This is a genomic window from Streptomyces sp. SDT5-1, assembly GCF_052245995.1.
In the GTDB taxonomy this organism is placed as follows: Bacteria; Actinomycetota; Actinomycetes; order Streptomycetales; family Streptomycetaceae; genus Streptomyces.
In genome coordinates this window covers 7,538,277-7,550,770 of the sequence record NZ_CM125963.1, presented here as the reverse complement: position 1 = coordinate 7,550,770, position 12,494 = coordinate 7,538,277, and the positions used below count along the sequence as shown (strand labels likewise).

Genomic DNA, 12,494 nt, shown 5'->3' with positions numbered 1-12,494 from the left:
GAACCCGGACACCATCCGGTCGTCCCACGTCCCCGGCGCCGACCCTCATTGCAGAGGACCGGCACCGGGGCCCGGCCCCCGTTTCCGCCGGGCCCATCTTGACGCGCTCTTCACACGGACCGCATTGCCGGATGTCGGCAGTTCTGACGCCCCGTTGATGCCTACCGCCACCACCTCCCGAGCCATGCATGGCCGGCGCCCCCGAGACCGCGGTGCGCCATATTTGGCGCATGCCGGACACGATTCCGAGCGGCTCGCGCTCCGCGCCGGGTGGTCGGGCTCAGGTGAGGGCGAAGTAGCGCAGCCAGACGTAGGCGGCGGAGAACGCGACGGTGACCGCCGTGACCACCAGTCCGTACTTGGTGAACTGCCAGAAGGAGATGGGCTTGCGGTTGCGCTCCGCGATGCCCAGGACGACGACGTTGGCGCTCGCCCCGATGGCGGTGGCGTTGCCGCCGAGGTCCGCGCCGAGCGCGAGGGCCCACCACAGCACATGGTCACCCGCGCCTCCCATGTCCCGGACCAGATCCGCGGTGATGGGGGCCATGGTGGCGACGAACGGGATGTTGTCCACGATGCCCGACAGTGCCGCGGAGGCGCCCAGCAGCACCATGGAGCCGCCGAGTTCGTTCCCGCCGATCACACTGGCCAGAGTCTTGGAGATGTCGCTGATGACACCGGTCTCGATGAGCCCGCCGATCATCACGAAGAGGCCGGCGAAGAAGGCGAGGGTGGGCCACTCGACCTCCTCGAGCACCTCACCCGTTTCGACCGTCGAGATCGCCACCAGCAGTCCGGCGCCCAGCAGGGCGACCACACTGGGTTCGTAGTGGAGAACCGGGTGCAGCACGAACCCCGCGACGACGAGCCCGAGGACGACCAGCCCCTGCACGAGCAGGCGCCGGTTCTTGATGGCCTCACGCTCCTCCAGGGCCATGATCTCGGAGGCCCGCTCCTCGTCGTACACGAACGCCTTGCGGAACATGACCCGGCACAGCAGCACGAGGACCGCCGTCAGGAGGGCGGCGAGCGGGGCGAGGTGGACGAGGAAGTCGTTGAACGTCAGACCCGCCCGGCTGGCGATGATGATGTTCGGCGGATCACCGACGAGGGTGGCCGTGCCGCCGATGTTCGACGCGAAGACCTCGGCGATCAGGAAAGGTGCCACCGGCAGGTTCAGCCGCTCGCACACCAGCAGGGTGACCGGTGCGACGAGCAGCACGGTGGTCACGTTGTCGAGCAGGGCCGACGTCACGGCCGTGATGACGACGAGCATCACCATGACGCGGAACGGTTTCGCTCGCGCCCGTTTCACGGCCCAGATCGCCAAGAACTCGAACATGCCGGTCTTCTTCAGCACGCCGACGATCATCATCATGCCCATCAGCAGGAAGATGACGTCCCAGTCGACGCCTGACCCCTCGGAGTAGAAGGCCGAGGAGTCGTCCGTCGCGCCGATGGCGAGCATCAGGCCCGCGCCGCCGAGCGCGGCGGCGACGCGGTGCACCTTCTCGCTGATGATCAGGACGTATGCGCCGACGAAGACGACGACCGCCGCCCAGCTGTGCCAGTCGTTCACTGTTCTCCGATGTGTCGTTGCCCGGGACGGCCTGCCGCCGCCGACCGGTCACGTGGTCGCCGACGATCCGGGGCCCCTGCGGATTCACGGCCTGACATCCACGGGCTCCTTCCCGGCAGCCCTGGCGGGCGGCACCTGGTCGACACCCGCGAGCTCCTCGACGTCGAAGAGTCGGGCGATGGGCACGTCGGTGCTGCTGTGCGCGACGATCGAGAAGGCGATGCACACGGCGATCAGGGTGAACGCCTCCTCTCCCCCGGGGATGCCGGCCTGCAGCACGAGCAGTCCGTAGACCACCGAGGCGAACCCCTTCGGTCCGAACCAGGCGGCCACCAGCTTCTCCTTGCGCTCGAAGCGGGTTCCGTACAGCGACAGCAGGAGCGAGGCCGGACGGATCAGCACGATGGCCAGAACCACGGCCACGTACCCGCCGAGGGACAGCGCCCCGAAGAGGTGCGGAGTCAGCAACGCGCCGAACACCAGCAGAGCCGCGAACTTGGCCAGTTCCGCCAGCGCCTCGCCCAGCGGCTCGAACGCCGCCTTCGCGTCCGCGGAGCGCGCCGTGAGGACCGCTCCGGCCGAGAAGGCCGCCAGATACGGGTTGGCGTGGGTGAGGTGGCACGTCGCGTAGAGGATCACGCCGACCGCGAGCGGCAGCAACGGCTGCAGCTTGGGTTCCGCGCCCAGGAACCGGAACCGGACGAGGGCGATCACCACCATCGGCAGCACCACGCCGAACGCGAGTCCGAGCGCCAGCTCCAGGGCGATCCTCCCCAGGTCCGACTCCGCGTCCCCGGACGTGGGGCCCGCCGCCGCGATGAGGACGAGTACGACGGGCAGAGCGAGGCCGTCGTTGATGCCGCTCTCCACGTTCAGCAGCTGGCGCAGTTTGGCCGGCACCTCCTTGCGCCCGACGATGGCCGAGGCGAACACCGGGTCGGTGGGCGCGAGCACGGCGCCCACCAGGAACGATGTCGTCCAGTCGAGACCCACCAGATAGTGCGTGATCAACGCCGTCCCGACGAAGGCGAGCGGCATGCCGAGCCCCAGGGCGCGGGCCGGGTTCCTCCAGTTCTCCCGCAGCTTCGGGAACGACACGTGCATGCCGTCCGTGAACAGCACGGCGAACAGGGCCAGGTCGGCCGTCACGGACACGATCTCGCTGTCGGGCGTGATGTGGATCAGACCGAGAAAGCCGTCGCTGACCAGGGCGCCGCCGACGAGGAAGAGGAAGGAGGTGGACAGCACCGAACGCGCGGCGAGACCGGACAGCAGCACCGCCACGAGCAGTGCCACCCCGAAGACAACAACCAGAACCATGACCGACGACCCCGATCGGAAGAGAGATCCCTGACAAGACCGCCGACCAGACTTCCCGGCACACCGCGGGGAACCTTACACGTCCCTGACACGGCATTGTCAGAACCTTGACGGGCACTCAGGGCGCCCCGACATTGCCCACCCTCGGCAACGAGGAACCGTCCGGCCGACCGTGCCCGTAGGGTTCGCCGGATGCGAACGAACGGCTCTGCCCCGACGGACCGCGGGCGCTTCCCGGCCGGCCCCTGCTCAGGCTCAGGCTCAGGCTCAGACAGGCGTGTCGTCCAGGTCCGCCCGCCCGTGGACGACATCGTGCGCCACGTCGTGCAGTGGCAGGTTGTGGGTGAAGGCGTAGGCGCGCAGGCGGACGAGGGCCTGGTCGATGGGGATGCCGAGCCGGACGCTCAGCGCGCCGGTGGCCTGGTGGACGACCGCTCGGTGGAGGGCCATGGGCTGGTCGATGCCCACGTCGTGGATGCCGGCAGGCCGGGTGAGGATCGTGACGGCCCCGTCGGCGAGGGCGAGCAGGTGGCCCATCTGAGGGCGGGTGAGCGGCCCGGGGGCGGCGCGGTGGCCGGTCAGGGTGCCGAGCCGGACGGCGCCCAGGTGCAGCGGGACGGCGTGCACGGCGCGCGGAAGCCTGTGCCGGGCGCCGGACAGCAGGGCGGGCCAGCGCCCCTCGGGCACGGCGCGCAGGTCGGGGACGAGCACGGGTGTGCCGGTCCGCGCGGTGTCGATCGTGGGTCCCTCGCCGAGGGTGAACTGGAGGTCTTCGAGTGCGGTTCCCGTGGCGTCCGCCGTGTCGTACCAGACCAGTTCGAGGCCGGACCTGTTGTGGAGGCTGAGGGTCAGGCCGTCGAGGCCGAGCGCGTGCGCGCAGGAGGTGGCCGACAGTCCGGTCAGGCCCTCGTCGGCCCGGGCGGCGGCGGACAGGAGTGCGGGAATGTCGGAGGCGTCTGCGGGCACCGGTGACACCACTCCTTCGCTGGGGTGCGGGGACGCGGGCGGTGTGGGCCGCGGGGGCGGACGGCGGGACTCGTCATCGCTGTTGCCGCCCGTCGCGGGGCGAGGCGAACTCCTGGGCCTGCACGCGTCCGTCGACGACCTGCTGGCTGAGCCGGGTCAGCGGTGTCCGCCGGGCGCGGGCGTAGGAACGCAGACGTGCGAAGGCGGCGTCGGGTGCGATGTCGAGGCGGGCCCCCAGGCAGCCCTTGGCCTGTTCGATGATGATGCGGCTGTTGAGTGCGGTCTGGAGCTGGCCGACGCGTTCGGCCTGGTCCTGGGAGAGGCGCTGGTGCAGGATGCCGATGGTCGCGGCGTCGGCGAGGGCCTGTCCCAGACGCAGGCCCGCGGGGTGCAGGGCGTCGCGGCGGGCGTGGAAGACATTGACCGCACCGATCACCTCCTCCCGCAGCCTCAGCGGGAGCGCCGCCACGGCGGTGAACCCGGCCGCGCGGGCCGTCTCCGTGAACCGCGGCCAGCGCTCGGAGGCCCCGGGCCCGGTGAGGTCCACCGGTCCGACCTGTTCGTGCGTGCGGCAGCTGTCCTTGCACGGGCCCTCGTCGAACTCGATCTGTGCTTCCTCGAGTTGGTGGGCGGTGTGGGTCGACGCGGTCACATCCACCATCCGCCCCTGGGCGTCGACCATGACGACGCCGATCGCGGTCACGTCCAGCAGCGCGAGCATGTGGTCGGTGAGCACGTGCAGGAAGTCGACGAGGTAGAAGCCGTCCGTCAGGGTGTCGGCCAGTTCCAGGAACGCGCGCGCGAGCCGCTCGTCCCGCTCCCACTGCGCCATCACGCACCTCCTCGCCCCCCCGGTGCGCGGCCCCTCGGGCCGCCGGGTCGGCTCCACGCCAGTGTCCCGCGCGGGCGCCACGACCGGAACGGATTCGCTCCATTTCCCGGTTTCTTCGAGGGCTGCGGCCCGCGTGTCGAGGCGCGAGCCACACGGCCGACGTCCGGCCACGTGACCGCCCGGCGCCACTTCCGGCCGCCTGCCGGACGAGCCGGACCCGCCCCTTGCTCACTCCATCCGGAGTCAGCCGTTCAGAGCCGTCGTCGCCGCTCGGGCGGTTCGCTCGACGACCGTGCGGTGCCAGTGTCCGGCGTCGCGCAGCATCGCGTGATCGCCGCCGGGTACGAGGACCAGGTCCGCCCGCGCGCCGGCGGCGCGGGCCCGTTCGACGAAGTGGGCCGAGGCCCGCGGGTCGGTGACGCGGTCGGCGTCGCCGTGCAGGACGACGACGTCCTTGCCCCTGAGGTGGGCGACGGGTTCGTGCTCCGGGCACCAGGGGGCCAGCGCCACGACGGCGGCGACCTGGGGTGCCCGGGCCGCGCGCAGGGCGGCGCGGCCACCCATCGAGTGGCCCACGAGCACCACCGGTACGTCGCCGGCGAGCCGGTGCAGGTCGTGGAGCGCCCGTTCGGCGTCGCGCAGGGCGTCGGCGTCGGCTCCGTTCCAGCCGCGCACGCGGTAGCGGACCCGCGCCAGGAGGACCGGCTCGTCCGCCAGGGCGGCGGCGACCGCGCGCACAAAGGGGCGCATACGCAGCCCCGCCAGATGCCAGGGGCGTGAGGGGGACCGGCTGTCGGCGCGGCCGCCGTGCAGGAACAGGACCGCGGCCCGCGCGTCTCGCGGGGCACGGTGCGGCACCAGGGCGTCGCTCGCCTCCGCCGCCGCGGCCCGCCGTTCGGAATCCGTCACCCGTCGCCCTCCCTGCCCACGACGTCACCTTAAAGCCGTCGATGCCGGTGATCCGGCGCCGACCGTGAAACGGTTTGGTCGACCGGGCCAATCCATGGCCTCGCGGGGTCCGGATTACCCCTGAGAGATCCCAACGACGGAGGGCCCCGTGAAAGAAGCCGTGCACATCGGCAGAAACCCATCGGCAGAACCGGACCTGGAGACGCTGGTGGGCCGCGTCGCCCTCGGCGACGAGGACGCGTTCGCCTCGGTGTACGACAGGGTGATGGGCCCGGTCCTGGGCACCGTGCGCGCCGTGCTGCGCGATCTGGCCCAGTCGGAGGAGGTCGCGCAGGAGATCCTCGTCGAGGTGTGGCGCACCGCTCCCCGCTACCGCACCGACCGGGGCACCGCCATCAACTGGATCCTCACGCTCGCGCACCGGCGCGCGATCGACCGAGTGCGGTCCCTGGAGGCCTCCGCGGCGCGCGACCGCAAGGCCGCGCTCCTCGACCACATGCCGGAGTTCGACCAGGTGAGCGAGCAGGTGGAGGACCGGTTGGAGCGGGAGCAGGTGCGGCGCTGTCTGCGCACGCTGACCGAGATCCAGCGGCAGGCCGTCACGCTCGCCTACTACCGCGGCCTGACCTACCGTCAGGTGGCCGAGTCGCTGACCCTGCCGCTGGGCACGGTCAAGACCCGGCTGCGCGACGGCCTCATCCGACTCCGCGACTGCCTGGGGGTGACCGCGTGACCACCGCCGACCTGCACACGCTCACCGGCGCGTACGCCGTCCACGCGCTCTCCGACGAGGAGCGGGCCGCGTTCGAGCGGCATCTCGCCGACTGCGAGGCCTGCGCCCGGGAGAGCGCCGAGCTGACGGCGACGGCCGCACGTCTCGGCCTGGCCGCCACCGTCACGCCCCGCCCGGAGATGCGGGCCCAGGTGTTGCGCCGCATCACCACGGTCCGCCAGGACTCGCCTCGCGAGCCGGTCCTGTCGCGGGCCGGTCGCGCCGCCTCCGACCGGCGGCGGCTGCTGTCGCGATGGGCGCTCGCCGCCTGCCTGGCGGCCGCCACCGCGCTGGGCGGCACCGCGGTGTGGCAGCACCAGCGGGCTCAGGACGCCCAGGAGCAGGCCCGGCAGGCCGAGGAGGGCAACGACCGGATCGCCGCCGTGCTCGCGGCCCCGGATGCCAAGAGCGAATCGGCGCGCCTCGGTGACGGCGCCGCCGGCACGGTCGTCGTGTCGAAGAGCCAGGACCGGGCCGTGTTCATCGCTTCGGGCATGGCGCACCCGCCGAAGGGCAAGGTGTACCAGCTCTGGTTCGACGACGCGGGCACCATGCGCCCCGCGGGCCTCATGGACGCGGACCGCGCCGACCAGGCCGTCCTGCTGAGCGGCTCCGTGGGCAAGGCGTCCGGCATGGGCGTCACGGTCGAGCCCGCGGGCGGCTCCGACCGGCCGACCTCCGATCCGGTGGCACTGATGCCCTTCCCCACCTGAGTCACCCGAATCGACGTGCGGCGCGGAGCGCCCCGGCTCAACGGCGCGGCGGCAGCGGGAAGAAGCCGCTGGTGCGCTCCGCGTAGGCGGCGTAGCCGGGGCGCTGCGCCATGTGCCGTTCCAGCAGCCGCTTCCCGCTGCCCTTGGTGAGCAGCAGGCTCATCACGAGCGGGGAGACGACCGAGACGGCCGCCGCGGCGGGCGCGTCGCACGCGATCAGGAACAGGCCCCACCACACGCAGAAGTCCCCGAAGTAGTTGGGGTGCCGCGTCCAGCTCCACAGTCCCTCGTCCATGATCCGGCCCCGGTTCGCGGGGTCGGCCTTGAACCGGGCGAGCTGCGCGTCCCCGACCGCCTCGAAGAACATGCCGACGGCCCACAGCGCCGTACCGGCCCAGGCGAAGGCGCTCAGGGGCGCGGTGATGTACTGCGCGGCCTGGACGGGCAGCGACACGAGCCAGACGAGCGCGCCCTGGAGGACGTACACCATGCGCAGCGCGTACAGGTTCCGGTTGCCGGGGGCCTTGGCGAGCATGCGGTCGTAGCGCGGGTCCTCGCCGTGGCCGCGTCCGCGCCGGGCGATGTGCGCGGCGAGCCGCAGTCCCCAGACGGCCGTCAGTACGGTGACAAGGACCCGGCGCCCCGTGTCCCCCGCCTGCGCCGACGCCAGGAAGGTGGTGGCCGCGACCGCCGTGAAGCCCAGTCCCCATGCCACGTCGACGATGCGGTGCAGGCCCCTGCGCACGGCCACGGCGAAGGTGACGAGCATGACGCCGAACGCGGCGGCGGCCGACCACGCGAGGTTCGCGGCGAGGCCGTTCACGACTGCTCCAGGGCCTGGTACCAGTCCCGCGGCGTCGCGGGCGCACCGCTGACGCCCGCCGCCGTGGGCCGCACGGCGAGGATCTGGTCCACGCCCATGCGCCGCTCCGCGAAGGCGAGCGCGCCGCCGACGAGGTACAGGCGCCACACGCGGGCCGTCTCCTCGCCGACCAGCTTCACGAACGCCGGCCAGTGCTCCTCCAGCGTGCGGTGCCAGGCGTCGACGGTGCGCACGTAGTGCTCGCGCAGCGACTCCGCCGCGCGCACCTCGAGGCCCGCCGCCTCCAGCAGGCCGATGGTGTCTCCCAGCGGGCGCATGTGCATGTCGGGCGCGATGTACGCCTCGATGAACGCGCCGCCGCCCGGAGCCGTCGCGCCCCGCGACATCTGCTGCACCAGGACCCGTCCGGCCGGGCGCACCATGCGGTGCAGGGCGGCGGCGAACGCCGGGTACTCGGCGTCGCCGACGTGCTCGCCCATCTCGACTGTGGCGACCGCGTCGTGGTCGCCGCCCTCGATGTCCCGGTAGTCCTGGCACCGCACGTCGACGCGGTCGCCCAGCCCCCGCTCGCGCACCCGTCGGCGTACGTACTCCGCCTGCTCTGCGGCGAGGGTCACCGCGGTCACCCGGGCCCCGTGGCGCTCGGCGGCGTGCAGGGTGAGGGAGCCCCAGCCGCAGCCGATGTCGAGCAGTCGGGCCCCAGGAGTCAGGCCCAACTTGCGGCAGATCAGCTCCAGTTTGGCGCGCTGCGCGTCGGCCGCGCCGAACCGCAGGTCGTCGCCCGTCCAGTAGCCGCAGGAGTAGGCCATGGTCTCGTCGAGGAGCAGTTCGTAGAAGGCGTTGGAGAGGTCGTAGTGGTGGCTGATCGCCGCCCGGTCGCGGGACCTGCTGTGCAGGGCGCCGCGCAGTCGGGCCTGGGACGCGGGCGGGGCCGGCGGCGGTCCGACGGCGCCGAGCCGGGCGGCGGCCACGGCCGCGCGGGCCCGGCCGGAGAGCGTGAGGCGTGGGGCGTGCAGCCCGCGGTCCCTTGCCGCCGACCACATGGCGCGCAGACCGGCGGCGAGGCCGCCCTCGACGTCGATCTCCCCGGTGACGTACGCCTGCGCCAGCCCCAACTCCCCCGGATTCCACAGCAGTCGGCGCAGGGCGCGACGGGAGCGGACGACGACCACGGGGGCGCCGTCCGGGCCCGCCTCGGCGCCGTCCCAGGTGCGCAGGCGGACCGGGAGCGGCCCGCCGAGCGCGGTCTCGGCGAGTGCGGCGATGCGGTGGGCTGCGCCGGTCATCGTGGGGTGTCCTCCTTGGTGAGCAGGTACTGCTGGACGTCGAGATATCCGGAGCGGAAGCCGGCCTCGGAGTAGGCGAGGTAGAACGTCCACATGCGTCGGAAGGTGTCGTCGAAGGCGAGCGCGGCGACCTCGTCGGCGCGCTCGGTGAAGCGTTCCCGCCACAGCCGCAGCGTCTCGGCGTAGTGCGGGCCGTAGGCGTCGCGGCGGGCGACGGTGAGGCCGGTGTGTTCGCGTACGGTCCCGGCGATGGCCTCGACGGACGGCAGCAGGCCGCCGGGGAAGATGTACTTCTGGATCCAGGTGTGCGTGGAGCTGCTGGCCAGCATCCGGTCGTGCGGCATGGTGATGGCTTGCAGCGCGGCCCGCCCGCCGGGGGCCAGGCGGGCGTCGAGGGTGCGGAAGTAGGTGGGCCAGAACTCGGCGCCGACCGCCTCGATCATCTCGACGCTGACGACGGCGTCGTAGCTGCCGCGCGCCTCGCGGTAGTCGCGCAGTTCGACGTCGACGCGGTCGGCGAGTCCGGCCGCGGCGACGCGTTCGAGGGCGAGTTCGCGCTGTTCGCGGGAGAGGGTCAGCGTGGTGACCCGGGCGCCCCGGGCGGCGGCGCGGATGGCGAGTTCGCCCCAGCCGGTGCCGATCTCGAGGACCCTGCTGCCGTCGCCCACGGCGGCGAGGTCGAGGAGGCGGTCGATCTTGCGGCGCTGGGCGTCGGCGAGCAGGTCCCAGGTGGCGGGCAGGCCGCGGAAGACGGCAGACGAGTAGCTGAGTGTCTCGTCGAGGAAGAGCGCGAACAGGTCGTTGGACAGGTCGTAGTGGTGGCTGATGTTGGCCCGGGAGCCCGTGGGTGTGTTGCGTCGCGCCGCGGGCCGGCGCGGCGCCCACAGCCCGCGCAGCCGCTGGAGGGGCGCGGGTACGAGGTCCGCCGCGTGCGCGGCGAGGACGGTGAGGACGGCGACCGGGTCGGGGGCGTCCCACTCGCCCGCCATGTACGACTCGCCGAACCCGATGAGCCCCGACCGCCCGATGCGGGCGTGGAAGGCGTCGGGGCGGTGGATGTGCAGGACGGGGCCGCCGCGGCCGAGTTCGGTCCCGTCGGCGAACCGCGCGCGCAGCGGCAGCCCGCGCAGGGCGTGGCGGACGACGGCCGCGGCGACGGCGGTCCGCGGCGGCGACGAGGCGGGCGGCGCGGCGACGTCGGGCCAGCGGGCGGGGTCCACCGGGGCGGGGTGAGCCGTGGGGCGGGCGCCGGTTCTCATGAGACGTTCTCCGGGTGTGTCGGGCGGTCGTGGGGTCGGGGCTGGACGGGCAGGCCCCGCAGGTGGAGCCGGATGCCGTGCAGGCGGATGGCCGCGGACACGGCGAGCGTGGACCACGGCCTGCGCAGGGCGAGCCCCAGCAGGGTCCTCGTCCGTACTTCGCGCCGAGTGCCGCGGACGGTTGCGGTGAAGGGCCGGCCGCCGTCCCGCTCCAGCTGCACGGTCAGGTCGAGCCGGTCGCCGGGGGCGGGCAGCCGCATGCGGTAGCGGCCGTCGACGGGGAAGAACGGCGAGACGTAGAACTCCTTGTCCGTCGACGCCCGGCCCGCGGCGTCGGTCTCCAGCAGATAGCAGTGGCGCCCGCCGTACGTGTTGTGGACCTCGGCGACGACACACCTCGGGGCGCCGTCGGGGGTGTGGCACCAGTAGAGGGTGAGCGGATTGAAGACGTACCCGAGGACCCGGGCGTGGGTGAGCATGACGACGGGCCCGCCGCGGAGGTCGACCCCGCGCCCGGCGAGGAAGGCGTCGAGTCCCGCGCGGATCGTGGGGCGGTCGCCCGCGAAGTGGTCGCGGGCGTCGAAGCCCGCCAACGGCCGCAGTGGCAGCGGGAGTCGTGGCGGGCGGTCGGGGTCGACGAGCCACATGTACGTGCGGTGGCGCAGCGCGTAGCGCCACGGGACGGTCCGCACGTGGCCGACCGTGACCCGGTACAGGGCGGGGGCGGCGCTCACCATGACACTCCGAGGGCAGCGGCGGCCGCGGCGCCGGATCGGCAGCCGTCCTCGTGGAAGCCCCAGCCGTGGTAGGCACCGGCGAACGCCGTGGTGGGAGTGGCCAGTTCGGGCAGCCGCCGCTGGGCCGCCACCGACTCGGGGGTGTAGACGGGGTGTTCGTAGACCATGCGGGCGCGGACCGTGCCGGGGTCGACGCGGTCCGCGCCGCCGAGCGTGACGACGTACGTCTCGGGCGCGTCGAGGCGCTGGAGGCGGTTCATGTCGTAGCTGACGCGCACCCGGTCGGCGTCCGCCGTGCAGGACGGCATCAGATAGTTCCAGGACGCGCGGGCCCGCGGGGCGCGGGGCAGCAGGCCGGTGTCGGTGTGCAGGAGGGTGGTGTTGCGCGCGTACCGGAAGGCGCCGAGCACCTCCTTCTCCCTCGGCGTCGCGTCGGCCAGCAGGGCCAGGGCGTGGTCCGGGTGGGTGGCGACGACCACCGCGTCGTAGCCGCGCGTGGTGCCGTCGGCGGCGACGAGGGTGACACCGTCGGGGTGCCGCCGCACGGAGCGGACGGGCGAGGAGGTGTGCACCGCGTCGAGCCCCCGCGCGACGCGCTCGACGTACGCGCGCGAGCCGCCGGTCACGGTGCGCCAGGTCGGCGATCCGCCCACCGAGAGCATGCCGTGGTGGTCGAGGAAGCGGAACAGGTACGCGGCCGGGTAGCGCAGCGCCGTGGCCGCGTCGCAGGACCACACCGCGGACACGAGAGGTGTCATGAAGTGGGTGCGGAAGTAGGGGGTGAAGCCCTCGTGGTCGAGGAACTCGCCCAGCGTCCACCCCGGTTCGCCCTCTCCCTCCCGCGCGAGATGGCGCCGGGCCGCCCGGTGGAAGGCGGGCACCTGCGCGAGCAGGCGCAGGTACCGGGGCCGCAGGGCGGGCCCGGGCCGGGCGAAGAGGCCCGCGGGCCCGCGCGCACCCGCGTACTCCAGGCCGCAGCCCTCGCACCGCACCGACATGCTCATCTCCGACTCCTGCGTGGTGACACCGAGTTCGGCGAAGAGCCGCAGCAGGTTCGGGTAGGTGTGCCGGTTGTGCACGATGAACCCGGAGTCGACGTGGTGGCGCGATCCGTCGGGCGCGGTCAGGTCGTGGGTGTGCGCGTGTCCGCCGAGCCGGTCGTCGGCCTCGTACAGGGTCACGTGGTGCGCGCGGGCCAGTACGTGCGCGGCGGTGAGGCCGGCGACGCCGCTGCCGATCACGGCGGTGCGCCGCCGACCCACCCCCGTGCTGCCGTCCGTCACCTTCGACATCGCCTC

At 73.1% G+C, this 12,494-nt stretch carries 12 protein-coding genes; 2 read left to right on the top strand and 10 right to left on the bottom strand.

From position 1 onward, the window contains the following. Positions 1–280 precede the first annotated feature (280 nt). The 5 genes from ACTWJ8_RS34730 to ACTWJ8_RS34710 all read right to left on the bottom strand — a co-directional run bounded on the left by ACTWJ8_RS34730 (position 281) and on the right by ACTWJ8_RS34710 (position 5,606). Positions 281–1,579 carry an ArsB/NhaD family transporter gene (locus ACTWJ8_RS34730; RefSeq protein WP_356373303.1) on the bottom strand — a complete coding sequence of 433 codons (1,299 nt, stop codon included), beginning with the start codon at positions 1,577–1,579 and terminating at the stop codon, positions 281–283. Positions 1,580–1,663: 84 nt separating this feature from the next. After that, positions 1,664–2,899, bottom strand: coding sequence for a cation:proton antiporter (locus ACTWJ8_RS34725; RefSeq protein ID WP_443261484.1), 1,236 nt, complete (start codon positions 2,897–2,899; stop codon positions 1,664–1,666). Between the two features lie 267 nt (positions 2,900–3,166). Further along, the gene (locus ACTWJ8_RS34720; RefSeq protein WP_356373305.1) at positions 3,167–3,865 is read right to left on the bottom strand and encodes a GAF and ANTAR domain-containing protein; all 699 of its coding nucleotides are present in this window, start codon (positions 3,863–3,865) and stop codon (positions 3,167–3,169) included. Positions 3,866–3,938: 73 nt separating this feature from the next. Continuing rightward, complete coding sequence (locus ACTWJ8_RS34715) at positions 3,939–4,697, bottom strand: GAF and ANTAR domain-containing protein (RefSeq protein ID WP_356373306.1); 759 nt, start codon at positions 4,695–4,697, stop codon at positions 3,939–3,941. A gap of 243 nt (positions 4,698–4,940) precedes the next feature. Further along, complete coding sequence (locus ACTWJ8_RS34710) at positions 4,941–5,606, bottom strand: alpha/beta hydrolase (protein WP_356373307.1); 666 nt, start codon at positions 5,604–5,606, stop codon at positions 4,941–4,943. Between the two features lie 148 nt (positions 5,607–5,754). On the opposite strand from ACTWJ8_RS34710, the gene ACTWJ8_RS34705 reads away from it, so the two are divergent. Continuing rightward, positions 5,755–6,339 (top strand): sigma-70 family RNA polymerase sigma factor, encoded by a 585-nt coding sequence (locus ACTWJ8_RS34705; RefSeq protein ID WP_443261483.1) that lies wholly within the window; start codon positions 5,755–5,757, stop codon positions 6,337–6,339. Continuing rightward, positions 6,336–7,091 (top strand): anti-sigma factor, encoded by a 756-nt coding sequence (locus tag ACTWJ8_RS34700; protein ID WP_443261482.1) that lies wholly within the window; start codon positions 6,336–6,338, stop codon positions 7,089–7,091. The genes ACTWJ8_RS34705 and ACTWJ8_RS34700 overlap by 4 nt, the downstream gene beginning before the upstream one ends. Before the next feature lie 37 nt (positions 7,092–7,128). On the opposite strand, the gene ACTWJ8_RS34695 is transcribed toward ACTWJ8_RS34700, so the two are convergent. The 5 genes from ACTWJ8_RS34695 to ACTWJ8_RS34675 are packed head-to-tail and all read right to left on the bottom strand — an operon-like array spanning position 7,129 to position 12,488. Further along, positions 7,129–7,860 carry a DUF1295 domain-containing protein gene (locus ACTWJ8_RS34695; protein ID WP_443265087.1) on the bottom strand — a complete coding sequence of 244 codons (732 nt, stop codon included), beginning with the start codon at positions 7,858–7,860 and terminating at the stop codon, positions 7,129–7,131. Positions 7,861–7,910: 50 nt separating this feature from the next. After that, positions 7,911–9,200, bottom strand: a complete 1,290-nt coding sequence (locus ACTWJ8_RS34690; RefSeq protein ID WP_356373310.1) for a cyclopropane-fatty-acyl-phospholipid synthase family protein — start codon at positions 9,198–9,200, stop codon at positions 7,911–7,913. Then, positions 9,197–10,459 (bottom strand): class I SAM-dependent methyltransferase, encoded by a 1,263-nt coding sequence (locus ACTWJ8_RS34685; protein WP_443261481.1) that lies wholly within the window; start codon positions 10,457–10,459, stop codon positions 9,197–9,199. Before ACTWJ8_RS34685 ends, ACTWJ8_RS34690 begins: the two co-directional genes overlap by 4 nt. Then, positions 10,456–11,196 (bottom strand): DUF1365 domain-containing protein, encoded by a 741-nt coding sequence (locus ACTWJ8_RS34680; protein ID WP_443261480.1) that lies wholly within the window; start codon positions 11,194–11,196, stop codon positions 10,456–10,458. The genes ACTWJ8_RS34685 and ACTWJ8_RS34680 overlap by 4 nt, the downstream gene beginning before the upstream one ends. Beyond that, on the bottom strand, positions 11,190–12,488 hold the full coding sequence (locus tag ACTWJ8_RS34675; RefSeq protein ID WP_356373313.1) for an NAD(P)/FAD-dependent oxidoreductase: 1,299 nt from the start codon (positions 12,486–12,488) through the stop codon (positions 11,190–11,192). The genes ACTWJ8_RS34680 and ACTWJ8_RS34675 overlap by 7 nt, the downstream gene beginning before the upstream one ends. Positions 12,489–12,494: the final 6 nt, after the last annotated feature.

Coding starts and splice junctions, on each gene's coding strand:
- ACTWJ8_RS34725 (WP_443261484.1), bottom strand. CDS start 2,899: ATGGTTCTGGTTGTTGTCTTCGGGGTGGCACTGCTCGTGGCGGTGCTG.
- ACTWJ8_RS34715 (WP_356373306.1), bottom strand. CDS start 4,697: ATGGCGCAGTGGGAGCGGGACGAGCGGCTCGCGCGCGCGTTCCTGGAA.
- ACTWJ8_RS34695 (WP_443265087.1), bottom strand. CDS start 7,860: ATGCTCGTCACCTTCGCCGTGGCCGTGCGCAGGGGCCTGCACCGCATC.
- ACTWJ8_RS34690 (WP_356373310.1), bottom strand. CDS start 9,200: ATGACCGGCGCAGCCCACCGCATCGCCGCACTCGCCGAGACCGCGCTC.
- ACTWJ8_RS34685 (WP_443261481.1), bottom strand. CDS start 10,459: ATGAGAACCGGCGCCCGCCCCACGGCTCACCCCGCCCCGGTGGACCCC.
- ACTWJ8_RS34680 (WP_443261480.1), bottom strand. CDS start 11,196: ATGGTGAGCGCCGCCCCCGCCCTGTACCGGGTCACGGTCGGCCACGTG.
- ACTWJ8_RS34675 (WP_356373313.1), bottom strand. CDS start 12,488: ATGTCGAAGGTGACGGACGGCAGCACGGGGGTGGGTCGGCGGCGCACC.